The organism is Leeuwenhoekiella sp. LLG6367-2.1 (assembly GCF_045055775.1).
GTDB classification, from domain to species: Bacteria; Bacteroidota; Bacteroidia; order Flavobacteriales; family Flavobacteriaceae; genus Leeuwenhoekiella; species Leeuwenhoekiella aequorea.
Map to the genome: position 1 here is coordinate 151410 of NZ_CP159331.1, position 23343 is coordinate 174752.

Genomic DNA, 23343 nt, shown 5'->3' on the forward strand with positions numbered 1-23343 from the left:
TAATCTCCTTGTAGCTTTACAGAAGTTAAAAAAAATATCGATGAAATACACAATTTACTTGGTAAATACTTATATTGCAACTAGATTTGTTGAACTAACGTTATCTCATTTATTATTTTGGAAGAACTCATATTAGACTGTGCTGTAGTAGATGACTCTAGCTTACAGCGTCTTGCAATAGTTAAGATGATTAAAGATCATCCTAACCTTCGTTTAGCGGCTCAATACAACAATGCCATTGAGACTAAAAACGGACTCCTGGAAACTAAGGTTGATCTTATTTTTCTTGACATAGAAATGCCTATTCTTACAGGATTTGATCTTCTTGATGACCTAGTACACAAGCCTCAGATCATTTTTGTAACCGGTAAAACTAAATACGCTTATAAAGCTTTTAATTACAATGCAATAGATTACTTACGCAAACCGCTTACAAAAGATCGCTTCCTTAATGCGGTACATAAAGCAATAAATTTACATCGCCTTAAGACTGAAGGCAGTGTAGAGGATGATGATTACATCTTCGTAAAAAGCAATCTTAAAAAGAAAAAAGTTTTTCTAAATGACCTTAAGTTTATCGAGGCTTTAGGTGATTACGTGAAGTTGGTTACTTACAACGAACCAATTATTGTACTTTCTACAATGAAAGCTTTTGAAGAACAATTACCTTCAGAACGATTTATGAGAATACATAAATCCTATATTATCAATCTTGATAAAGTAGAAAAATACAATAGTAGAAATATTGAAATTGAAGGCGATAAAATCCCTTTAAGTAGACACAAGAAAACAAAACTTATGGAGGCACTTTCTTCCTAATAAAATATCATTCTTTATATAAATCCCGGCTATGTCCGGGATTTTTTATACCTAATAGTTATCTACGTTAATCACTATCTTGACACTTCTAAACTGTGAAATACTTAGAAAACTTGTACGTACTTTTAAAATTGCCTGTTTTGTTTTAGTAAGACTTTGCTTACGTGGAATTTTTATAAGAATATTTCTGTGATATTCATTACGTATACGGGAAACCGGAGGTGGCTCTGGGCCTAAAATCTCATCTCTAAATATATTCTTTAGTGCTTGCCCTAGCCATTGAGACGCCTCTTCGATTTTCTGAAAATCTTTATGCTTTAAAGTAATTTTAATTAATCTACAGAAAGGCGGGTATTTATAGATATGCCGCTCTTCGAGTTGCTCATGATACATAGCCTCATAATCATTCATAGACACTTGCTGTAAAATCTGATGATGCGGATTGTAACTTTGTATTAAAACCGCTCCTCGTTTTTCTGTACGCCCAGCCCTACCAGATACTTGCTGTATGAGTTGAAAACTGCGTTCGTGCGCTCTAAAGTCTGGAATATTCAGCATATTATCTGCATTTAAAATCCCTACCAGCGTGACATTTCTAAAATCTAAACCTTTTGTGAGCATTTGTGTGCCCACAAGTATATCTATTTCCCCCTGCTCAAAAGCTGTAATTATTTTTTCAAAACCAAATTTCCCTCGGGTAGTATCTGAGTCCATACGACCTATAGAATAATCTGGATATAAAGCTTTTAATTCTGTTTCTATTTGTTCAGTACCAAAACCTTTAGTATCTAATTCTACACTACCGCAAGCCATACATTTTTGAAGCATTGCTATGTGATATCCACAATAATGACAGCGCAACTGCTCTTTGTGCTTATGATACGTTAAGCTTACATCGCAGTTAGGGCATTGAGGTGCGTGCCCACACGTGTTACACTCTAAAATGGGAGAATACCCTCTTCTATTCTGAAATAAAATCACCTGCTCTCCTAAGGCTAAAGCATCAGTAATTGCGCGTTGAAGATCATCACTAAAATGCCCGGTCATTCGTTTTTTGCGTTGCCGATCTTGAATATCAATTATGCTATTTTCAGGCATTAAAATATTACCGTAGCGCTCCTTCATAGTCACAAGACCATATTTTCCACTACTGGCATTGTAATAAGTCTCTAGAGAAGGAGTTGCAGAACCTAAAAGCACTTTAGCATTTTGTAAACTGGCAAGAACTATCCCCGCATCTCTCGCTTGATATCGTGGTGCAGGATCATATTGCTTGTAACTACTCTCGTGCTCTTCATCAACAACTACAAGTCCAAGATTACTAAACGGTAGAAAAAGTGCACTACGCGCACCAAGAATCAACTGCGCTTTAGATTCTTTATTTAATACATTATTCCACACTTCTACCCGCTCGTGTACCGAGTATTTAGAATGAAAAACAGAAAGTTGATTTCCGAAATATTCCTGAAGTCTAGATACTAATTGTGTTGTAAGCGCTATTTCGGGTAATAAATATAAAACTTGCTTACCAGCGTCTAAATAAGATTTGATCAAATTTACATAAACTTCTGTCTTGCCAGAAGCTGTAACACCGTGTAGTAAACAAACCTCGTGATTACTGTAGGATTCTTTAATTTCTTTTAAAGCACGCTCTTGCTGATTATTTAGATCTTTAATCTGAGAATCTTCTTTTCCCGAATAAATAATTCGATCTTTTTGAATTTTGTAAGTTTCAAATATACCTTTAGAAACTAGTGCCTTTATTTGTGCCGCAGTCGCCGAACTAGCGTCTTGAAGGTCTTTACTTTTTATAGCTTTTTTAGAACGTGCTTGTAATGAAAAATAGGTTAGTAAAATTTCACGTTGTTTAGGCGCTTTATCAAGTTCGTCTAATGCTTGATGCATCATCTTCTCCACCTCATAATCGGGAGTAAGTCGCACGTAGCTAATTAATTTTGGTTTATAACTTTCATAGATTTCCTGATCTAGCATAACCAGATCGAGATCAATCAACGTTTTAATACTGGGTAAAACTCTTTTTTTGCCCAGTAGTTGCATAACCTCACTAATACGCAAAATAGGCTTATTCTCAAATGCCTGAAGTATCATTTCGGCCTCTTCATCTAGCACGTCGAGATGCGGTTGACTACTATTTTTTACAATTCTTTTAATTATAGTCTCGCTTTCAAGTAAAAAGGCACCCGGCAGTGCTGCTCTCATCACTTCTCCCAGCGTGCACATATAATACTCTGCCATCCACTGCCAGAATGTAAGCTGCTCAGGATGAACAATAGGGGTCTCATCTAATATTTGTTCTATTTCTTTCGCCTCGTAAATACGTGGCTCATTTTGATGAACACTTAGCGCCATCGATGTATAAATCTTACTTTTACCAAAGGGTACAGCAAGCCTCATCCCAGGCTTTATAAAGGAATATTCAGTTTCGCTTATACGATAAGTGAAAGCATTATCTACGGGAATGGGCAAAATTACGTCTACGAAATACACCAAGTAAAGATAAAAAAAAGGCTGTTTCTAGATTTAGAAACAGCCTTACATTATAGATGGAATTTTGTGTTAGTTTACACGTGTCCAATATTGTGTTCTTCCTAATAATGAAAACCCAACATAACCCCTAACCTTAAGCTTATTAGGACTTTCAAGCTCCATTAGGCATTTGTATAATTTCCCGCTTTGTGGATCAAGAATCTTACCGTCTGCGTACTCATTACCATCTTTCTCAAGACCTTTAATGATTACAAGACCTTTTACAGGCTTACCATTATCTGCACCGGGACAGTCCATACATTTCACATCCTGACGGTCCTTATTCAGAATTTCAATTACTTTACCATACACCTTGCCGTCTTTCTTATAAACTTCTACGATAGATTTTGCATCACCAGTCTCATCATCGATGGTTTTCCATTTTCCAGTAACATCTTGAGCAAAAACTCCTGCTGTTCCTATAAGAGCCAAAATTAAAAATGCGCATAAATTTTTCATAATTCTAATTTGAGGGGTTATTTATTAAGTGATTCGTTAAATCTACATTAATATTAAGAATTTTTAACATTATCTGTAAAATTATTTTTAATTCTTTTTCAGCAGTTCGTGTCGTCTCTTCAATCTGTACATAGTTGCATTTAGTTCAAAACCCAATAGCAACAAATTTGAATTTAGCCAGATATAAACCATCATAATTAATAGCGCACCTATCGAACCATATAACTGGTTGTACGTGGAAAAATTATTTATATATATTCCGAAGAAATAAGTTGTGACAACAAATAATATTGTGGTCAATGTTGCTCCAATTGAGAAAAACCGAGCATTCTTTCCTTCTTTAGTACCAAAATAATATAAAGTAGCTACCACACCATAAATGAGTATTAATAAAGCTACAAAACTTCCCAATTGAGATATAAGCTTAAGCGTACTTTCATCCACAATATCTCTACTCTTTAAATCAATAATAATATACTGAAAATAAAGAACTGCTATTACAGTAGCAAGCAACAACAATGCCAATAATAAGGATACGGCTAATGCTATAAAGTATTGACGTACAAGCGGTCTATTTGTAATAGAATGAAAACTATATTCAAACCCCGTAAATATTGCATTAACACCATTAGCCATTAAAAAGATGGCAAATATTAAAGTAAATGAAAGTAAACCACCGCGTGGATTGGCTGCAATATCTAACAGAATAGGATCGAAAAACTCTTGTGTTTGTGGGGGGAGAATATTATTTATAAATGCTAAAAATTCAGTTTGAAACCCATCAATCGGGACATAGGGTATAAGGTTAAGAACAAATAAAAAGAACGGAAAAAGTGCCATAAAGAAGCTAAAAGCAATAGCACTTGCTCGTGTTGCAAATGTGCCTTTAATAATTCCTACCGCATACATTTCCCAAAAATCGTGTAAAGAAAGCCCTTCAAACCCAGGAAGTATCACACCTTTTGCCCATTTAACTACGGGCAGCAAAAATTTTATGGTCAGCAGCTTTTCTTCAAACTCCTTATCCATTTAAACAGCTTTAAGGCTTAAATCCATATTATATACAGAATGAGTCAACGCGCCACTAGATATAAAATCTACACCGCATTTTGCGTACTCGACTAAAGTTTCTTCATTAATACCTCCAGAAGATTCTGTGAGACATTGATCACCTATGATTTTTACCGCTTCGCGTGTATCTTCGTAATTAAAATTATCTAGTAAAATTCTATAAACTCCTCCTGCATTTAAAATCTCTTTTACTTCTTCAATGTCTCGCGCTTCAACTATGATTTTAAGATCAAGCTTATTTTCTAGTATAAAATTTTGTGTTTTTGTTATCGCTTGAGTAATTCCTCCTGCAAAATCAATATGATTATCTTTTAGCATCACCATATCGTATAAAGCAAATCTGTGATTTTCTCCTCCTCCTATTTTTACGGCAATTTTTTCAAGCGCGCGAAAACCAGGCGTAGTTTTACGTGTATCTAATATTTTTGTCTTTGTACCTTCAAGTAAGGATGCGTATTTATTAGTTTTTGTAGCTATGGCACTCATACGTTGCATAGCATTAAGCACGAGTCGCTCTGCTTTTAAGATGCTTTGTGAATTACCAGTTACATAAAACACGATATCTCCTATCTCTACCTGCGTACCATCTTCTATTAAAATTTCAATTTCTAAATCTGGATCTACATAGGCAAATACGTTGCATGCAAAAGATACCCCCGCTATTATACCCGCTTCCTTAACCAGTAGTTTTGCTTTTCCGCTAGCGTCTTTCGGAATACAGGCTAAAGAACTATAATCTCCAGGACCTACGTCTTCGCGTATGGCATTTGCGATTATAAGATCTATCTCCTTATTAAGGGCTGCTTGTGTAATCATAATTTGCTATAGGTTTTTGCTAAGTTAGAAAAAGAACCCGCCAATTTACAACTACCATTTGCAATAATAAAAAAAGAAGGCTCCGTTTTATAAATGGAATACCATATTAAAAATATTATTTTTGAAATATGAATATCAAACTTCTTTGCATTGGCAAAACAGATGACAGCAATCTTGACGAACTTATTTCGGTTTATGTCAAAAGATTAAAACATTATGTGAATTTTGAGCTAGAGATAATTCCTGATCTCAAAAAGACTAAAAACTTGTCTGAAGAGCAGCAAAAGGAAAAAGAAGGTGAATTAATTTTATCAAAAGTTAATGCACAAGATGAATTAATTCTACTTGACGAGAATGGCAAAGACTTCAGTAGTGAGAAATATGCCGATTACCTACAAAAGAAGATGAATAGCGGTATCAAAACGCTGGTATTTGTAATTGGTGGGCCTTATGGTTTTTCTTCAGAGGTATATGCTAAAGCTCGTGGTAAAGTTTCATTATCAAAAATGACTTTTTCCCATCAGATGATTCGTCTTTTTATCACAGAACAAATTTATCGGGCATTTACAATTTTACGCAATGAACCTTACCATCATAGGTAAAACTTATGTTAGGCTTCTTACTTAATAGGAAGCCAGATTTCTTCTTCAGATTCTGGATTATTAGGACCGTAATAAGTATCTCCAAGTAACTCAAAGTGTGAACGATCGTCTATTTCATAGATAGAATTAGGTAGCCAAGTAGTATGAATATAATTGAAGGTTTCGGCAAATTGAGCTGCCGGTCCTTTGTGAATAAATACGGCATACGTTCCTGCTTCAATCACAGATTTTTGCATTTCATGAGGTACAGAATCAAAACTACTCACCTCCACTGCCGCCCAACGCTCAAACACTGTTTTAGGAGTAAACTTTTCTGCATTAATATCTAGAGGATATTTTTGCAGGGAGTAGAAGTGGCTCCCTATTCTATTTGAGACTTCTTTGTGTCGAGCCATAAAATTTCTCCACAGAACCGAGGTGTCATTAGCTGAGAATGTTGTTGTTAAACATACTCCTATAATCTTACGGTCTACTATATCAATAATCTTAGGTTTCATTATTATTCGGCTAGTTCAAGATCTACTAGTTGGGCTTCTTCCCGTAGTAATTTTCGCTGCTGTTTAATAGTAAGTGTACTTCCGTCGTGACTCCAACCCGGAGGACCAAAGATGTACATAAACTTATCGTAGAGTTTAGGAGACTTTTTTGTATCTAACCAAATATCTTTATACTCATGAGTAAGAATAATTAAAGGATTGTACGAATTAGGAGCGTGAGTAACGCCGTATTCGATTTCGATATCCTCATCAAACTCTTTAAAGGTTCCAAAAATACGATCGAAGGTGTTTAAAAATCCGCCATGATTTTTATCCATATATTCAAGATTTCTGGCGTGATGTACTTGGTGCATCGTATGGGTATTAAAAACTTTATCTATAATACCGAGTTTTGGAATATACTGGGAATGTAACTGAAATTGCCATAAAGCCTCAATACCCAAACATACTACAAGCATTTCTGGCGGAAAGCCAATTGCTACGATCCATACATAAAAAAGAGGTTTGTAAAATATAGTAAACCAGCCATTACGCACGGCGGTTCCTAAATTAAAATTATCTGAAGAATGATGCACTATATGTGCGGCCCAAAAAAACCGAACCATATGATTTTGTCTGTGAAACCAGTAATAAGAAAAATCATCTGCTAACTGACATAGAATCCAAACATACCAGGCGTAACCAAAAGAGGTCCATCCCATAATATTAGTACGTACACCATCTATCTCTGGGTTGAAAATATCGTAAACCCAATTAAAAAGAAGAATTACAGTGATGGTTTTAACCAGCGGAGCAATAAGTGTAGAACCAATACCCATAACTAAACTTGCAGTAAGATCCTTCCATTGATACAGTTCTTTTCTATCAGAATGTTTACTGTAAGTAAGTTCGACAAGTATAAGCCCTAAAAAACAGGGAACTCCGTAAATTAACGGGTTTGTAATATCCATAAAGTTGGTTTGATGTCAAAAATAAAGTATGCAAGTCACAAATCACAGAGATTATATATAAAGGTCTAATAATTAATTAATTCGTAATAATTAGCTTTTTTTTGCCTCTTCCCAGAAAATATCCATCTCTCTTAATGTCATATCCATTAAGTCTTTATTATTCTCTTTGGCTTTTGCTTCTATATATTGAAAACGTTTAATAAATTTTTTATTTGTTCGTTCGAGAGCGCTTTCAGCATCAATATTTAAAAAACGCGCATAATTAATCATCGAAAAAAGCACATCACCAAACTCGGCTTCCATTTTATCTTGGTCTTTAGCGTCTACCTCAACTTTAAATTCTGAAAGTTCTTCTTGCAATTTTTCAAAAACCTGTTGTGGCTCTTCCCAGTCAAAACCTACACCGGCAACTTTATCCTGAATTCGTCCTGCCTTTACTAATGCTGGTAATGATCTGGGAACACCTTCAAGAACAGATTTTTTCCCTTCTTTCAGTTTTAGATTCTCCCAATTACGCTTTACATCTTCCTCATTTTCAACTTTTACATCTCCGTAAATATGGGGATGTCGAGAAATTAATTTTTCGCAAATGCTATTTGCCACATCTGCTATATCAAAGTCACCGGTTTCACTCCCTATTTTTGCGTAAAAAACAATATGCAATAGCAAATCGCCGAGTTCATTTTTTACTTCGGTAAGATCATTATCTAAAATTGCATCTCCTAATTCATAAGTCTCTTCTATAGTTAAATGACGTAGACTTTGTAATGTTTGCTTTTTGTCCCAGGGACATCCTTCCCGCAGTTCATTCATTATGGTTAGCAAACGATCTATTGCCTTTAACTGCTGTGCTCTGTCATTCATAGTAGATGCATATTTAAACTAAAAAACCACAATCTGAAGTCTTCAAATTGTGGTTAAATTATAAAAAGTAATTAATTTATTTCTTTCGGGCTGCAGTACTTTTTGCACTAGCGCCTTTTTTTGCAGTAGAAGATTTTGCTACTTTACTCTGTGGGTTTGCAGATTTTACTGTTTTAGGTTCAGCTTTTACTGCAGCTTTAGGTTTTGAATCTTCGGTTGAATCTTCAGAATTCTCAGTCTCTTTTTCACCCAGAAGATCATTCTGTTGTAATAAATTATACCACTGAATAACTTTTTTAATGTCGCTAGGGTAAACGCGATCTTCATCAAAATTAGGAAGTATTTCAAAGAAATAGGCTTCTAACTCGTCTTTAGATGATTTATGGTCGATGGCTTTCCCTCCATTTTCTTTAACTGATATTTTAGCAAAAACTTCACGTAATGGAGATTCTCCATCTAATGTATAAATAGATATTTCTGAAAGCACACTTACATTATGTCTTAGTCCTACCGGCATTTTCTTACCATCGGCAAGTGATTCTGCAATAAAACCAGAACGTGTTTGCGCACGTAAATGATATAATCCAGGCTTACCTGAAATGGAAACTATTTTATCTAAACTCATATTATATTTTTATCCGCGAGAGCGGGTTTAATTTCTAAAATTATATTCTCTAAAAGGGTGGCAAATATCTAGGCTCTTTTTGAATTTTCAAAATTTATTAAAAGCCTAAATTCAATTTAACGCATTTTCTTATCTGGAAAACGCATTCTATAATCTGCATTTGTTTTTCCTTTACTTATACCGGCTAATTTGCTTTTAATAATACGCTTTTTTAAGCTACTTAATTTATCGGTAAATAAAATGCCTTCAATATGATCATATTCGTGTTGAATAACGCGGGCCAGCAAACCATCAAATTCTTCAATATGCTCATTAAACTCCAGATCTTGATATTTAATTTTGATATTAGGACATCTAAAAACATCTTCATTAACACCGGGAATACTAAGACAACCTTCGTTAAAAGCCCATTCATCACCAGTTTCTTCTAGTATTTCTGGATTTATAAATGCTTTTTTAAATGTTTTTAAACGCGTTTGCTCCTCTTCAGATAAATCTTCATCATCGGCAAATGGTGTTGCATCTACCACAAATAAACGAATAGCTTTTCCTATTTGAGGTGCAGCAAGACCTACTCCACTTGCTCCATACATCGTATCAAACATATTAGCTACAAGCGTGTCTAATTCCGGAAAATCCTTAGCAATAGGTGCAGCCTTTTTTCTTAAAACAGGGTCGCCATAGGCAACTATAGGTAAAATCATTAGTCTTTAATTTTATTATTCAGTTTATTTTCTAGCAATCTTATAAATTATATAGATAGGATTGTAGAATTATTGTAGCACTTATTTCATCTAAAAGTGCCTTATTTTGTCTTTTCTTCTTCTTTACACCACCAGCAATTAATGATTGGGCAGCCATTTTAGAAGTAAATCGCTCATCTACACGCTCAATACGCACAGTAGTAATTTTCTCTAAATTTTCTCGAAATTTACTAATAGCCACCTCCACATCTGAAGCACTGTTATTCATACGTTTAGGCTCTCCTAATAGTATAAGTTCAACTTGTTCTTTTGCCAGATACTCTTTTAAAAAGCTAAGCAAATTTTGAGTATCTACGGTAGTTAATCCAGATGCGATGAGTTGCAACTCATCTGTTACCGCTATACCTGTACGCTTTGTACCATAATCTAACGCAAGAATACGAGCCATAATATTTTTTGGCAAAAATAAGGCTTTAAAACTTATAGCGGGTATCTTGGTTTTTTTATTGTGCCTAAACTATCTTTAGCCTCTAAATCTTTTAAAGATTTATTTATTTAAATAACCGGAAATCTTATTAAATGAAACAAGTACAAAATGTAATTGAAGCTGCTTGGGATGATCGATCTCTTTTAACTGAGAAAGTTACTCAAGATGCAATACGTGAAATAATTGAACTTCTAGATAACGGAACATTGCGGGTTGCAGAACCAGATGGTGACGACTGGAAAATTAATGAATGGGTTAAAAAGGCAGTTGTACTTTACTTCCCTATTCAAAAAATGGAAAAGCTTGAAGTGGGAATTTTTGAATACCACGATAAAATGCCACTTAAAAAGGGGTATCAAGACAAAGGAATACGCGTTGTACCTAACGCTGTTGCGCGCCACGGAGCTTATATATCAAAAGGTGTAATCTTAATGCCTAGTTATGTAAACATTGGGGCCTATGTTGATGAAGGTACTATGGTAGACACCTGGGCAACAGTAGGTAGTTGTGCACAAATAGGTAAAAACGTTCACTTGAGTGGTGGTGTAGGTATTGGTGGCGTTCTAGAACCTTTACAAGCCGCTCCGGTAATAATTGAAGATGATGCTTTTATAGGTTCTCGCTGTATTGTTGTTGAAGGAGTACGAGTAGGTAAAGAAGCTGTTTTAGGTGCTAATGTTGTTCTTACAGCTTCAACAAAAATTATCGATGTTACCGGCGACAAGCCTGTAGAAACTAAAGGTTATGTTCCTCCTAGATCTGTTGTAATTCCTGGTAGTTATACTAAGAAATTTGCTGCAGGAGAATACAATGTTCCTTGTGCACTTATTATAGGTACTCGTAAAGAAAGTACAAATAAAAAGACATCTTTAAATGATGCTCTTCGCGAATATGATGTTGCAGTATAATTAGGCAATAGTAGAATAGATATCAGGATTTAATTTAACGAATCCGCTTTTTTTGATTTTAAGTTTTAATGAAAATACTAATCATAAAGAACAAACGGATTGGAGATGTTCTTGTAGCTTCTATAGTTGCAAATAATCTTAAAAAAATCTATCCTGATTCTCATATTACTTTTCTATGTTATGATTATGCAGCGCCCGTTTTGCTGCATAATCCTAATATAGATCGTGTTTGGCAAATAAATGACCAAGAGTTAAAGCAGGGATTAAATTTATTTAAGCTCGCTAAAGAATTGCGTGCAGAAAAATTTGATCTTATTATAGACTTGTATACTAAGCTTCAAAGTCAGATTATATCTGTTTTGAGCAGCTCAAAAAAACGAATTGGTTTTGATAAACGTGTTATTCCGTTTGCTTACACACACAAGATTCCAATCTTAAAAAATAGAATTTCAGACTACGGAAAAGCTATAGACGACCGCCTTAATGTTTTGAGATTTCTCAATTCTAATGTTCCTCTAGATCCCCATCCTAAATTATATATTTCTCAAAATGAACAAACTACCATAGAAAGTTTGCTCAAGGATAAAGGTTTTGTAATAGGTAAACCCAGTGTAATGATAGGTGTTCTGGGAAGTGATCCCACAAAATCGCTACCCCTCGCCTATGTAGCAGAACTTATAGACTACATTAGTACGCATTACGATGTACAAATTTTGCTGAATTATATTCCCGCACAACGACCTCTGGTAGATAAGTTACTAGCTCTTGTTAAAGATAAATCGCAAGTGCTACCTGAGATAATGGGAAAAAATATACGGGAATACATATTGATTATGAACAATGTAAACGTATTATTCGCAAATGAAGGAGGTGCCGTACACATAGCTAAGGCACTCGACAAACCTACTTTTACATTATATTCTCCTTATGTAAATAAAGAGCATTGGGCTACATTTGAAAATGATCATAAAAACGAATCGCTCCACTTAAAGGAACTCAAGCCAGAATTATTTAGCGATATATCATCTAAAGAAATAAAAAAACAAACTAGCGAATTATACAATCACTTTAAACCTGAAAAAATAATACCGCGTCTAGCTTCTTTCTTAGATAAAAATCTTACTTCTTGACAATACCATAAGGTGTAAAAATGCTTTTATCAGATTTTGTAGCATCACGTATTGCTCTGTTTTTAGTTATTGATTCTTGATTCTTGTACCCTCTTGGATGATCCAGGTGTAAGCAAATTGCACTATAGCGTATTTGTTTTCCTTTTATACCAAGATTAACGAGTCGCTCTCCTAATTCGCGATCCTGTCCTCCATACTGCATACGCTCATCAAAACCATTTACTGCGAGAATATCTTTTTTCCAGCCAGAAGCATTGTGGCCATTCCAGGTAGGTTTTGTAGGAGTTATAAAATTTAAAAATTTCTCTTGTAGAGCACCGGAGTCAATTTTGTTATTCTTGAAAGATTTTGGCATACCCCGCTCCAACAGCCATTTAACATCAAAGCAGTTTTCTTGCTCTATATCGCTATTGCTGATTGCTTTTGAAGTAGAAAGCGGAAGCATATGATAACCACCACTTAAAAAATAACCTGTTTCTTTATATTTAACGTGTTGTTCCACAAAGTCTTTCCGTGGAATACAGTCTCCATCTGTCATTATCACATAATCACTATTACATGCCAGAAGTGCTTTATTTAAAATTTCAGATTTCTGAAATCCGTTATCTTCATGCCAAACGTGAATAATAGAAATATCAGTTTTTAATTTAAACGTATCAATAAAGTCTTTCGTTTCAGATTTTGAACCATCATCGGCTATAATGATTTCGAAGTCTCGGTAGGTTTGCATAGTAAATCCTACAAGTGTCTTTTCGAGCCAATCGATAGCATTATAGGTACTTATGATTACTGAATTTGCAGGCTGCTTCATCGATGAAAAATTTCTGTAAAATTAGTTATTTTTGCCCTACTAACATCTCTCAAAATTGACGCATACTCCTATTACCGTTATAATTCCTACCTACAACGAGGAACATTTTATTAAGCAAGCCCTACAAGCTGCGAGTTTTGCAGATGAGTGCATCGTTATCGACTCCTATAGTACAGACCATACTTTAGAAATAGCTAAAGGTTTTAATTGTAAAATCTTAGAACGAAAATTTGATGATTTTTCAAGCCAAAAGAACTTTGCCATTAAAGAGGCTAAAAATAATTGGATTTTTATTCTTGATGCAGACGAATTCTTATTACCAAAACTGCAAAAACAAATTATAAATGCAGTTTCTTCAAATCAACATAAAGCATATCGAATACTACGTCGTAATTTTTTTATAAATCGATTTTTAAAAAATGGTAGTAATGGTCGGGATTCAGCTATACGACTTATTCATAAAAATTACTGTCATTATGAAGGTCTCGTTCATGAACGCATGATTGTAAATGGTTCTATAGGTTTACTACCAGCATTTATGTATCATTATACGTATAGCAATCTTCGTTCATTCTTAAGCAAAAAAAATAAATACTCTTCTTTTCAAGCACATCAGAAATACAATAAAAATTCAAAAACCTCCTACCTACACTTGCTCATAAAACCATCAGGAAGATTCTGGGGTGAATATACTCTTAAAGGTGGTTTTCTTGATGGGATAGCAGGATTAACCAGTACTCGTATGAACGGTTATGGCGTACTAAGCAGATATGTAAAACTTCGTAATCTCAATACTAAGACTAAAGAGGAACGGCTTCAAAATTATGATAGCTTTAGCTTGTCTTTAAATACCTATGCGCACTCACACCCTATTAAAAAACCACTGTTAGGTTACTTTAGCTTTTTGTTATTACCTAAACTAACTTTTATAAAGTATTATCTATTGAAGGGAAATGCCTTAAAAGGAAAAGATGGCTATGCGCTAAGTTATCTTTATAGCTTTCAAAAGTTTCAGCAATTAGTTTATGGATGGCTAGAAAAACGTGGTCTCGACTAATTAGTTTTCCAGAATTTCAACTTCTTTTTTAAAGCTTTTTTTCGGTAGAACTTCTGTTGAAATTCGGTGGTATAACTCCACATACTGGATTTTGTTTTGAGAAGATCGTAACCGCCTAGTGCTGCATATTCCGTAGCCATAATATCGATCATCTCTTTATGTGGTGTAAGTCTGCTGAAATTTCGCATTCGGGTCTCAAAATCCAGATCACCAAACTCCATTCGATTTAAATCGACAAGATAAAAATCATAACCCTTCTCTTTTTTTACAATTAATGTATTTCCGGGAGAATGATCTAAGAAGTGAATTCCCTGTTCGTGCATTCTAAACGTAAATCCTGTAAATGCTTTAAGTATCTCTGTGCGGTTAGGATAATTTTCGTCTTCAATAAGTTTTCTATAAGTTAAGTCGGCATTTAAATTGTCACAGATATAAAAACTTTTTCCAAAAAATAAAATGGATTCTTCAGTTGCATATGCTATAGGCTTAGGAGTTAAAACTCCTTTGCTCAATAGCTGCTGAGCATACTCAAATGAACGTTGAGCTTTTGACTTTCTTAAGAACTTGTAAGCAACTTTGTTGATTAAATTAGGAACTTTAAAGGCTTTTATAGCCACCTCGTCACGGTCTAACTGAAATATTTTTATCTGATTGCGTGAGCCATCAGAAAGCATTCTACCTTGTTGCTCAAAATTTTCGAGTAAGGCTTGTAGTTCTATAAGACTATTTTTATGACTTTTGTCAACGACGATTTTCATAACTCAAATTAGACAGCAAAAATAGTTTTAATTATACGAGTACTCAAACGGGATAGCTATTTAGAATGAAGCAAATTTTTTTAGAATCACATAATATCAAGAATCCGTATTTTGGTTTTGGTCAATTTAATTACCATTTGATTAAAGCACTTTATTCAATTAATGATCCAGAATTTGAATTTACACTTCATGCTAAGGATTTCTCTAAACTTAAAGATGAATTCGGTTCCCACTTTAATTACAAAAAGTATAAGTCAATTACAAGATATCCTTTATTTAGGATAGCAAAGCGCTATGATCTTTGGCACTCCTTAAATCAAAATATCAAAATTGAACCTCGTCATAAAATTCCGTATGTAATGACCGTTCACGATATTCATTTTATTGATGAAAAAGGTGATGATGAATCAAAGCAAAGATTTATTGACAAGCTGAATAGATGCAGTGCTATAATATATATTTCAAAATTTGTCCAGCAGCATACACGGGAACACTTTAAAATTCCGAAAGTGCCAGAATATGTTATTTACAATGGAAATACCATCTTAAATTCTGAATTACCTGAAACGCATAAACCTTCTTATTTGCCTATACGCAACTATTTATACAGTATCGGAGAATTTACAGAACGCAAAAATTTTGGCTCTTTAGTTAAAATGCTAGCTTATCTTCCAGACTATGATTTGATCTTATCCGGCAATTCAGATAAGCCCTATTACAAAGAACTGTTGACGCTTATTGCAGAATTAAATCTTACAAATCGCGTGCATATAACGGGAAAAGTAAGCGATGAGGACAAGAAATTCTATATGAAAAATTGCAACGCATTTGTATTTCCGTCTCTTAGAGAAGGTTTTGGCATCCCTCCTATTGAGGCAATGACCTTTGGCAAACCTGTTTTTATGTCAAATAATACATCCCTTCCCGAAATAGGTGGTAGCGATGCATTTTACTGGGACCATTATGATCCCGAATATATGGCTCAAATATTTTTAGCGGGTATGAAAAAAAGCGATAATGATCCTGATTTTTCTAAGCGGGTTAAAGATCACGCAAACAGCTTTAATTGGAATGAAACAGCACGTAACTATCTGGCAGTTTATAAAGAGGTTTTATCATAAAGTCAATTTATTTAAGAGTAACCAAAGTATTCTTCTTTTCTTCCATTAAGAACCTCTCAATTACGCTGGTGATTTAATTCACAAAAGGAAAATAAATACCGACTTTTACAAAAAAGTTAAGACCTAGCTCAATTTATCATTTTTATGGCCGCTAAACGATACGAACAGAATATTATTGATGAAGTAAATGAATCTTTAACCATACTTAAAAGAGGTGGACTTTTGCTCTACCCTACTGATACGGTATGGGGAATAGGTTGCGACGCTACTAATGCTGAAGCAGTAGATAAAATTTTTGCTTTAAAAAAACGCGCTGAAAGCAAATCACTAATATGTCTTGTAAGTGACTTTAAAATGCTGAATCAGTATATAGAAAATATTCCGGAGATCGCTTACAGTATTTTAAAATATGCAGATCAGCCTACAACAATAATTTATGATGATCCTATTCGCATTGCTGAAAATCTAATTGCGGAAGACAATACTCTGGGAATACGTGTGGTTGAAGATGGATTTTGTAAGGCATTAATTAAAAAACTCGGAAAACCATTAGTTTCTACATCTGCAAATATTAGCGGTGAAAAAACACCTATGCGTTATCCAGAAATATCCCAGCCTATTTTGGAGGGAGTAGACTATATCGTAAATTTGCAACGCAAACATAAATCGACCAAATCTTCGACAATTATTAAGTTGAAAAATAACGGTCAGGTTGAGATTTTACGAAAATAATACTACATGTCAATCCCCAAATATCCGGAAGCCTTAAAGCCTAAAATCTTTGATGTAATCTCACAAGCTTCTGAAGAATTAGCATTAGAAAGCTACGTGATAGGTGGATATGTGCGTGACTTTCTTCTAAACCGTGGCTCTGCAAAAGATATAGATATCGTAGCAGTAGGCAGCGGTATTGAGCTTGCTAAGAAAGTTGCTTCTTTACTAAAACATAAGCCCAAAGTACAAGTTTTTAAAACCTACGGTACCGCTATGCTTCGTGATGGAGATATTGAGGTAGAATTTGTAGGTGCGCGTAAAGAATCTTATACAGAAAACAGCCGCAATCCTGTGGTTGAAAACGGTACTCTGGAAGACGATCAAAACAGGAGAGATTTCACGATTAATGCGTTAGCTATCAGCTTAAATAAAGCTACACTCGGGAATCTAATTGATCCTTTTGATGGTATTATTGATCTAGAACGGGAGCTTATACGTACGCCGCTAGATCCTGATATCACATATAGTGATGATCCACTCAGAATGATGCGGGCGATTCGTTTTGCAACTCAATTAGATTTTACAATCGAGCGTAAATCTCTTGATGCCATTACTGAAAATAAGGAGCGTATAAAAATAATTACAAATGAGCGCATTGTCGATGAGCTCAATAAAATTATGCTAAGTACAAAACCCTCAAAAGGTTTTCTGCTTTTAGAAAAAACAGGATTACTCCCGCTCCTATTGCCAGAGCTTACAGCTTTAAAAGGTATTGAGGAGAAAGAGGGCCAAAAGCATAAAGATAACTTTTACCACACATTAGAAGTTGTGGATAATATTTCTGAAAATACCTCAGACCTTTGGTTACGGTGGGCAGCATTATTACACGATATAGGTAAGGCTCCAACAAAGCGTTTTGATAAAAAAATAGGTTGGACATTTCACGGTCATGAATTTGTAGGCTCAAAAATGGTTTATAAACTCTTTAAGCGCTTAAAGATGCCGCTTAATGATAAGATGAAACTCGTTCAGAAATTAGTTTTGATGAGTTCGCGACCTATTGTGATTGCTGAAGACTTCATAACAGACAGCGCAGTAAGAAGACTCATTTTTGATGCGGGAGATAATCTCGAGGAATTAATGACACTCTGTGAAGCAGATATTACTACCAAGAACCCGAAACGTTTCCGTAGATATCACAATAATTTTAAAACTGTGCGCTCTAAAATTGTTGAAGTTGAAGAGCGGGATCACCTTCGTAATTTTCAACCACCAGTAAGTGGAGAAGAAATCATGAAAACATTTTCTTTAAAACCATCTCGGGAAATTGGTTTGATTAAAGAAGCGATTAAAGAAGCTATTCTAGAAGGTGAGATTCCTAATGAATATAGTGCTGCGCATAAATTTATGCTTCAAAAAGGTGCAGAATTAGGCTTAGAAGTGGTAACTAATTCCTAGATATCCAATGTATAGAAAATCGATAATAGTAGCCTTAATACTGGTTTATCTGGTAATAATAGCTGGGGCTGTAGTGCGTATGACAGGCAGTGGAATGGGATGTCCAGACTGGCCAAAATGTTTTGGATACATAATTCCACCTACAGAGCAAAGTCAGTTGGACTGGCATGCAAATCAATCTTACAAAAAAGGTCAGGTTATTATTTTTGAAGAGTCATTGCGAATAGCCAAAGAAGATTTCAACACGAGTAACGCCTTTGAAGCAAAAAACTGGAATGGGTATGACAAACACGATTATGCTGTTTTTAATCCCTGGCATACGTGGATAGAATATGTAAACAGATTGTTTGGAGCATTAGCCGGACTTGCATTTTTAGTTATGCTAGGAGCTGCTCTATTTAAAGAGCGTAATAAAAAGCGTATCACACTCTCTATCATTGCTGTCCTTCTAATAGGTTTTCAAGGGTGGATAGGCGCAACTGTAGTGTATTCTGTACTATCTCCTGTGCGTATTACAATACATATGGTAATCGCACTTGTTATAGTTGCATTGCTTATTTATATGCTTTACGAGGCTACAGAACATAGCTTAAAATTTAAATATGATGCGTCATTTAAAACCGGGATGCTGGTTGCTCTGGTGCTTACACTGGTTCAAATAATATTAGGTACACAAGTACGACAGCACGTAGATGACACTATAGATAATGTGGGTTACGCCGCTAAATCATTATGGTTAGAAAGACCGGAGCTAACCTTTTACATACACCGCTCCTTTTCGGTAATTGTATTTTTATTAAATGCATGGTTATTTCAGAGAAACAGAAAAAAAGGATTGGGTCATAGTTCGTTTAATTGGGTGGTTTTACTAATATGTCTGGAGATACTTACCGGTATTTTAATGTATTACTTAGATTTTCCATTTCTATCTCAACCTTTACATTTAGTAATTGCCTCTGTTTTATTTGGAATTCAGTACTATATTCTACTTACTGCATTTAAAGAAAAAACAGTCCATAATACCACGACTCTAGTCTAAATTGTATCTTTGCCAGCACCCTAATAAAGGGTTTGAGGCATTGCCTCGATGTCAATTATTTCACAATTAAAGATTTGAATACCTAAGCTTAATAAGCTATGTATTTATAAAATTACACGCTATGATTTACCGTTTTCGCATCATTTTAGATACCGAAGAAGATATTTTTAGAGACATAGAAATAGAACAATCTGCAAGCTTTGAAGATTTACATAATAGCATTACCCAAAGTTTTGGTTTTGATGGTACAGAGATGGCCTCATTTTATGTAAGTGATGATGAATGGACTCAAGGTGAGGAAATCGCATTATTTGATATGAGCGATGCAGAAGTGCCACTCAGAACGATGCAGGACACTTCTCTTGAGCAAATGCTTAATCAAGATCAGACGCGTATGATTTATGTCTATGACTTTTTTAACCTATGGACATTTTTTGTAGAGTTAGCAGAAATCACAGAGCCCGACGAGAGTGTATCTTATCCTAATTTGATGTATGTGTTCGGTCAAATTCCTGCGCAAGCACCAGAAACAGATTTCTCTGGAGAGGAGAGCGACCAAGATGCAGACGACTTTGATGACGATGACGATCCGTTTGATGATGATTACGATATTGAAGATTATGAAGGTCTTGATTTTGATGAGAATTGGAATTAAATTCCAGAGTTCAAAATTTTGATGCGTGTGCTAACAATTAAACTTAATTAATGATCAATTTATATTCTACGCAAATAGAATCACTTTCTATTCATCGTATTGGTAATAAAAGTCGTGGTGAAGGCGCTTTTATATCTAAAGAGCGTTACGCTCTAAATGACGAAATCACACCCCTGTTAAAAGAATTCTTTTTTAAGCCATTTCGCGAAAAAGAAGAAAATTATTACCAGTTTGTTCATGAATCAGATTTAGAATTTCATTCTCTGTACAATTTGATTACATCTCTTTTTGCAAATCCTGCAGATTCACATAAAATATCGAGTGAAATTGCCTCACTTCTTTATGAGCAATCAAGTCACCCGCATATTAAAGCTGGCGAAGTATATGTAGCACACCTAGAAAATGTAATGCTTGATAATGAAAAAGTAGATGCTGTAGGTATATTTAAGTCTGAATTAAAACAAGATTTTCTGCAATTTGAAGAAGCAGAAAGCAATTTGAATATGCAATTAGAACAAGGTGTTAATCTTAGTAAACTAGACAAAGGCTGTCTTATCTTCAACAAAAATGGAGAAAACGGCTATAAAATTCTTTCTAGTGATTCTAATCGTTATGACACCAAATATTGGCTAGAAAACTTTCTAGGTGTTGATATGCTTGCCGATGAGAACTTCTATACTAAGAAGTATTTAAAGTTCTGCCAGGACTTTGCTAAAGACGTTGTATTACCTGCAGAGGATAAAAAAGAAGAGGTAATGTTTATGAATCGTGCTGTTAACCATTTTGCAAAAAATGATGAGTTTGTAGAGCAAAATTTTATGAACGAAGTAATGGAAAACCCAGCGCTAATTCCTGAATTTAATAACTACAAGTTAGAAAAAGCTCCAAAATATAAAATTGAAGATCTTACTTCATTTCCTATTGCCAATACTGCGGTTACTGCAGCCCGTAAAAAAATTAAAAGTGTTATCGAACTCGACACACACATTCAGATTAAATTAGATTTTATAAACCCTGAAAGTGCAGAGAAATTTGTAGAAAAGGGATGGGATGAAGAGCGCCAAATGTATTACTATTTGGTTTACTTCAATAAAGAACAAAAATCAAAAGCTTAAAATTAAAAAAACCGAATCTTTTCAGATTCGGTTTTTTTTTGCTTGTAATTAAGCAAGTTCTTTTACTTGGTCCTGATAGGTTTTAATTCGATCTCTAAGTTTGGCAGCCTCCATAAAGTCAAGTTCCTTAGCTGCAGCTTCCATTTTTTTACGAGTATCGCGTATAAGTTGTTCGAGCTTTGGTTTACTCATATACGTAGTTTCTGGTTCTGCTGCTAAATTTAAAAGTTCCTGAGCCTCTTGCTTAAATTTATCTGTTTTTGCCAGTGCGCTATCCAGAGATTTTTTAATAGCTATAGGTTTTAAACCGTGCTTCTCATTAAAATTAATCTGTTTCTGTCGTCGATAATTAGAATCATCTATAGTTTCTTGCATACTACGCGTTATTTTATCTGCATACATAATAGCAAGACCATTAATATTACGGGCAGCCCGCCCTATTGTTTGAGTAAGAGAACGGTTACTTCTTAAAAACCCTTCTTTATCGGCATCCAGAATTGCTACTAAAGATACTTCTGGTAAGTCCAGACCTTCACGTAATAAGTTAACACCTACAAGTACATCAAATATACCTTTTCGCAAATCAGACATAATTTCAACACGCTCAAGTGTATCTACATCAGAGTGAATATAGCGGGTTCTTATATTTACACGAGTCAGGTATTTTGTTAGTTCCTCAGCCATACGTTTTGTAAGAGTAGTTACAAGCGTACGCTCATCTTTATCAACTCGCTTGCTTATCTCCTCAATAAGATCGTCTATTTGATTAAGACTCGGTCTTACCTCAACAATAGGATCTAATAAACCAGTAGGGCGTATAATTTGCTCTACATACGTACCTTCAGACTTTTGTAATTCATAATCTGCAGGTGTTGCACTTACATAAATAACCTGATTTTGTAGTTGCTCAAATTCTTCAAATTTTAATGGTCTGTTATCCATCGCAGCCGGTAACCTAAAGCCATATTCTACCAGATTTTCTTTACGACTACGATCTCCACCGTACATCGCACTTACTTGAGAAACAGTTACGTGACTCTCATCAACAACCATTAAATAATCATCAGGAAAATAATCTAATAAGCAGAAAGGTCGCGTACCGGGTTCTCTACCGTCGAGATATCGTGAGTAATTTTCAATACCACTGCAATACCCCAACTCGCGAATCATTTCAAGATCAAAATTTGTTCGCTCTTCAAGTCTCTTAGCTTCAAGATGCTTTCCTATTTCTTTAAAATATTCAACCTGCTTGACCATATCAGATCCTATCATATCTATAGCCCCCTGTAATCTGTCAGGACTGGTCACAAACATATTTGCAGGATAGATATTCAAGCGACTGTACTTTTCTAATATTTCATTAGTTGTAACATCAAAAGCTTCAATCTCTTCAATCTCATCACCAAAAAAATGCACTCTAAATGCGTGATCATCGTAACCCGGAAAGATATCTACAGTATCTCCTTTAATTCTGAAGTTTCCGCGGTTAAAATCTCCTGTAGTACGGCTGTATAAACTCTGCACTAATCGCTTAAGCAATTGCGTGCGAGAGATAACCATATCTCTTTCAATGCTAATTACATTTTTCTGAAATTCTACGGGATTTCCTATACCATACAAACAAGAAACTGATGCAACCACAATAATATCGCGCCTTCCAGATAACAGGGAGGAAGTCGTGCTTAATCGTAACTTTTCTATCTCTTCATTAATCGATAAATCCTTTTCTATGTATGTACCAGAACTCGGTATATAGGCCTCTGGCTGATAATAATCGTAGTAAGAAACAAAGTACTCTACCGCATTCTCAGGAAAGAAAGCTTTAAACTCACTGTATAGCTGTGCTGCTAGTGTTTTGTTATGAGCTAAAACTAATGTGGGTTTTTGTACTTCCTGAACCACATTTGCGACGGTAAAGGTTTTACCACTCCCGGTAACTCCCAACAAAGTTTGATAATGTTCGCCGGCTTCCAGACCTTCAACTAGTTGTTTTATGGCTCCGGGTTGATCACCAGCTGGTTTAAACTCTGAATGTATATTGAATTTCAAAATATCAAGATTATTTATTAAGCACGTTAATGCCAATCCAGTCAGATATTAATGAAAAATTAATGCAATTAATACTGACTCTCCTTT

At 34.9% G+C, this 23343-nt stretch carries 23 protein-coding genes and 1 pseudogene; 11 read left to right on the forward strand and 13 right to left on the reverse strand.

Annotated elements, in window-relative coordinates:
* The first annotated feature begins 117 nt into the window (after positions 1-117).
* Positions 118-819 carry a LytTR family DNA-binding domain-containing protein gene (locus tag ABVM53_RS00695; RefSeq protein WP_206633814.1) on the forward strand — a complete coding sequence of 234 codons (702 nt, stop codon included), beginning with the start codon at positions 118-120 and terminating at the stop codon, positions 817-819.
* Positions 820-870: 51 nt separating this feature from the next.
* On the opposite strand, the gene priA is transcribed toward ABVM53_RS00695, so the two are convergent.
* From priA to nadC, 4 genes are all read right to left on the reverse strand, one after another.
* Positions 871-3330 carry a primosomal protein N' gene (priA, locus tag ABVM53_RS00700; RefSeq protein ID WP_405328297.1) on the reverse strand — a complete coding sequence of 820 codons (2460 nt, stop codon included), beginning with the start codon at positions 3328-3330 and terminating at the stop codon, positions 871-873.
* A gap of 66 nt (positions 3331-3396) precedes the next feature.
* Entirely contained in the window at positions 3397-3825 is a 429-nt protein-coding gene (locus tag ABVM53_RS00705; protein ID WP_128758630.1) for a DUF2147 domain-containing protein, read from the reverse strand.
* 87 nt (positions 3826-3912) lie between these two features.
* Complete coding sequence (locus tag ABVM53_RS00710; protein WP_371457411.1) at positions 3913-4854, reverse strand: YihY/virulence factor BrkB family protein; 942 nt, start codon at positions 4852-4854, stop codon at positions 3913-3915.
* Positions 4855-5712, reverse strand: a complete 858-nt coding sequence (gene nadC, locus ABVM53_RS00715) for a carboxylating nicotinate-nucleotide diphosphorylase (RefSeq protein ID WP_405328301.1) — start codon at positions 5710-5712, stop codon at positions 4855-4857.
* 128 nt (positions 5713-5840) lie between these two features.
* Here nadC and rlmH point away from each other — a divergent pair, with 128 nt between their 5' ends.
* Positions 5841-6314, forward strand: coding sequence for a 23S rRNA (pseudouridine(1915)-N(3))-methyltransferase RlmH (rlmH, locus tag ABVM53_RS00720; protein ID WP_371457409.1), 474 nt, complete (start codon positions 5841-5843; stop codon positions 6312-6314).
* Positions 6315-6331: 17 nt separating this feature from the next.
* Here rlmH and ABVM53_RS00725 read toward each other — a convergent pair whose 3' ends face one another.
* The 6 genes and pseudogenes from ABVM53_RS00725 to ruvX all read right to left on the reverse strand — a co-directional run bounded on the left by ABVM53_RS00725 (position 6332) and on the right by ruvX (position 10402).
* On the reverse strand, positions 6332-6811 hold the full coding sequence (locus ABVM53_RS00725; RefSeq protein ID WP_405328305.1) for a GyrI-like domain-containing protein: 480 nt from the start codon (positions 6809-6811) through the stop codon (positions 6332-6334).
* 2 nt (positions 6812-6813) lie between these two features.
* A complete protein-coding gene (locus ABVM53_RS00730; protein WP_405328308.1) occupies positions 6814-7761 on the reverse strand; it encodes a sterol desaturase family protein in 948 nt (315 codons plus the stop codon).
* A gap of 90 nt (positions 7762-7851) precedes the next feature.
* A complete protein-coding gene (mazG, locus tag ABVM53_RS00735) occupies positions 7852-8625 on the reverse strand; it encodes a nucleoside triphosphate pyrophosphohydrolase (protein WP_405328311.1) in 774 nt (257 codons plus the stop codon).
* A 202-nt stretch (positions 8626-8827) separates the two neighbouring features.
* Positions 8828-9250: pseudogene (locus ABVM53_RS00740) on the reverse strand (DUF5606 domain-containing protein); the annotation flags it as partial.
* Positions 9251-9366: 116 nt separating this feature from the next.
* Positions 9367-9954, reverse strand: coding sequence for a peptide deformylase (gene def / locus ABVM53_RS00745; protein WP_405328314.1), 588 nt, complete (start codon positions 9952-9954; stop codon positions 9367-9369).
* A gap of 40 nt (positions 9955-9994) precedes the next feature.
* A complete protein-coding gene (gene ruvX, locus ABVM53_RS00750) occupies positions 9995-10402 on the reverse strand; it encodes a Holliday junction resolvase RuvX (protein ID WP_405330883.1) in 408 nt (135 codons plus the stop codon).
* A gap of 131 nt (positions 10403-10533) precedes the next feature.
* On the opposite strand from ruvX, the gene ABVM53_RS00755 reads away from it, so the two are divergent.
* Both ABVM53_RS00755 and ABVM53_RS00760 read left to right on the forward strand, forming a co-directional pair.
* Positions 10534-11349 carry a 2,3,4,5-tetrahydropyridine-2,6-dicarboxylate N-succinyltransferase gene (locus tag ABVM53_RS00755; RefSeq protein ID WP_405328317.1) on the forward strand — a complete coding sequence of 272 codons (816 nt, stop codon included), beginning with the start codon at positions 10534-10536 and terminating at the stop codon, positions 11347-11349.
* Between the two features lie 68 nt (positions 11350-11417).
* A complete protein-coding gene (locus ABVM53_RS00760) occupies positions 11418-12479 on the forward strand; it encodes a glycosyltransferase family 9 protein (RefSeq protein ID WP_405328320.1) in 1062 nt (353 codons plus the stop codon).
* Here the strand turns inward: ABVM53_RS00760 and ABVM53_RS00765 are convergent.
* Complete coding sequence (locus ABVM53_RS00765; protein ID WP_405328323.1) at positions 12469-13290, reverse strand: glycosyltransferase family 2 protein; 822 nt, start codon at positions 13288-13290, stop codon at positions 12469-12471. The genes ABVM53_RS00760 and ABVM53_RS00765 overlap by 11 nt on opposite strands.
* A 55-nt stretch (positions 13291-13345) precedes the next feature.
* Between ABVM53_RS00765 and ABVM53_RS00770 the strand changes: the two genes are divergently transcribed.
* Positions 13346-14347, forward strand: coding sequence for a glycosyltransferase family 2 protein (locus tag ABVM53_RS00770; RefSeq protein ID WP_405328326.1), 1002 nt, complete (start codon positions 13346-13348; stop codon positions 14345-14347).
* On the opposite strand, the gene ABVM53_RS00775 is transcribed toward ABVM53_RS00770, so the two are convergent.
* Positions 14344-15105: a lipopolysaccharide kinase InaA family protein gene (locus ABVM53_RS00775; protein ID WP_405328329.1), complete on the reverse strand. Its 762-nt coding sequence runs from the start codon at positions 15103-15105 to the stop codon at positions 14344-14346. The genes ABVM53_RS00770 and ABVM53_RS00775 overlap by 4 nt on opposite strands.
* Before the next feature lie 65 nt (positions 15106-15170).
* Between ABVM53_RS00775 and ABVM53_RS00780 the strand changes: the two genes are divergently transcribed.
* The 6 genes from ABVM53_RS00780 (at position 15171) to ABVM53_RS00805 (ending at position 21207) form a co-directional block, all read left to right on the forward strand.
* Positions 15171-16226 (forward strand): glycosyltransferase family 4 protein, encoded by a 1056-nt coding sequence (locus ABVM53_RS00780; RefSeq protein WP_405328332.1) that lies wholly within the window; start codon positions 15171-15173, stop codon positions 16224-16226.
* Positions 16227-16370: 144 nt separating this feature from the next.
* On the forward strand, positions 16371-16958 hold the full coding sequence (locus ABVM53_RS00785; RefSeq protein WP_371457396.1) for an L-threonylcarbamoyladenylate synthase: 588 nt from the start codon (positions 16371-16373) through the stop codon (positions 16956-16958).
* A gap of 6 nt (positions 16959-16964) precedes the next feature.
* Positions 16965-18398 carry a CCA tRNA nucleotidyltransferase gene (locus ABVM53_RS00790; protein WP_405328335.1) on the forward strand — a complete coding sequence of 478 codons (1434 nt, stop codon included), beginning with the start codon at positions 16965-16967 and terminating at the stop codon, positions 18396-18398.
* Between the two features lie 7 nt (positions 18399-18405).
* Positions 18406-19437, forward strand: coding sequence for a COX15/CtaA family protein (locus ABVM53_RS00795; RefSeq protein WP_405328337.1), 1032 nt, complete (start codon positions 18406-18408; stop codon positions 19435-19437).
* A gap of 121 nt (positions 19438-19558) precedes the next feature.
* On the forward strand, positions 19559-20092 hold the full coding sequence (locus ABVM53_RS00800; RefSeq protein WP_128758646.1) for an IS1096 element passenger TnpR family protein: 534 nt from the start codon (positions 19559-19561) through the stop codon (positions 20090-20092).
* 50 nt (positions 20093-20142) lie between these two features.
* Positions 20143-21207: a nucleoid-associated protein gene (locus ABVM53_RS00805; protein WP_371457393.1), complete on the forward strand. Its 1065-nt coding sequence runs from the start codon at positions 20143-20145 to the stop codon at positions 21205-21207.
* 48 nt (positions 21208-21255) lie between these two features.
* Here ABVM53_RS00805 and uvrB read toward each other — a convergent pair whose 3' ends face one another.
* Entirely contained in the window at positions 21256-23256 is a 2001-nt protein-coding gene (gene uvrB / locus ABVM53_RS00810; protein ID WP_128758648.1) for an excinuclease ABC subunit UvrB, read from the reverse strand.
* Positions 23257-23343 lie beyond the last annotated feature (87 nt).

Bases quoted from the DNA above. Each gene is read 5' to 3' on its own strand.
- ABVM53_RS00705 (WP_128758630.1), bottom strand. From the start codon at position 3,825: ATGAAAAATTTATGCGCATTTTTAATTTTGGCTCTTATAGGAACAGCA.
- ABVM53_RS00710 (WP_371457411.1), bottom strand. From the start codon at position 4,854: ATGGATAAGGAGTTTGAAGAAAAGCTGCTGACCATAAAATTTTTGCTG.
- nadC (WP_405328301.1), bottom strand. From the start codon at position 5,712: ATGATTACACAAGCAGCCCTTAATAAGGAGATAGATCTTATAATCGCA.
- rlmH (WP_371457409.1), top strand. From the start codon at position 5,841: ATGAATATCAAACTTCTTTGCATTGGCAAAACAGATGACAGCAATCTT.
- ABVM53_RS00725 (WP_405328305.1), bottom strand. From the start codon at position 6,811: ATGAAACCTAAGATTATTGATATAGTAGACCGTAAGATTATAGGAGTA.
- ABVM53_RS00730 (WP_405328308.1), bottom strand. From the start codon at position 7,761: ATGGATATTACAAACCCGTTAATTTACGGAGTTCCCTGTTTTTTAGGG.
- mazG (WP_405328311.1), bottom strand. From the start codon at position 8,625: ATGAATGACAGAGCACAGCAGTTAAAGGCAATAGATCGTTTGCTAACC.
- def (WP_405328314.1), bottom strand. From the start codon at position 9,954: ATGATTTTACCTATAGTTGCCTATGGCGACCCTGTTTTAAGAAAAAAG.
- ruvX (WP_405330883.1), bottom strand. From the start codon at position 10,402: ATGGCTCGTATTCTTGCGTTAGATTATGGTACAAAGCGTACAGGTATA.
- ABVM53_RS00755 (WP_405328317.1), top strand. From the start codon at position 10,534: ATGAAACAAGTACAAAATGTAATTGAAGCTGCTTGGGATGATCGATCT.
- ABVM53_RS00760 (WP_405328320.1), top strand. From the start codon at position 11,418: ATGAAAATACTAATCATAAAGAACAAACGGATTGGAGATGTTCTTGTA.
- ABVM53_RS00765 (WP_405328323.1), bottom strand. From the start codon at position 13,290: ATGAAGCAGCCTGCAAATTCAGTAATCATAAGTACCTATAATGCTATC.
- ABVM53_RS00775 (WP_405328329.1), bottom strand. From the start codon at position 15,105: ATGAAAATCGTCGTTGACAAAAGTCATAAAAATAGTCTTATAGAACTA.
- ABVM53_RS00780 (WP_405328332.1), top strand. From the start codon at position 15,171: ATGAAGCAAATTTTTTTAGAATCACATAATATCAAGAATCCGTATTTT.
- ABVM53_RS00785 (WP_371457396.1), top strand. From the start codon at position 16,371: ATGGCCGCTAAACGATACGAACAGAATATTATTGATGAAGTAAATGAA.
- ABVM53_RS00790 (WP_405328335.1), top strand. From the start codon at position 16,965: ATGTCAATCCCCAAATATCCGGAAGCCTTAAAGCCTAAAATCTTTGAT.
- ABVM53_RS00795 (WP_405328337.1), top strand. From the start codon at position 18,406: ATGTATAGAAAATCGATAATAGTAGCCTTAATACTGGTTTATCTGGTA.
- ABVM53_RS00800 (WP_128758646.1), top strand. From the start codon at position 19,559: ATGATTTACCGTTTTCGCATCATTTTAGATACCGAAGAAGATATTTTT.
- ABVM53_RS00805 (WP_371457393.1), top strand. From the start codon at position 20,143: ATGATCAATTTATATTCTACGCAAATAGAATCACTTTCTATTCATCGT.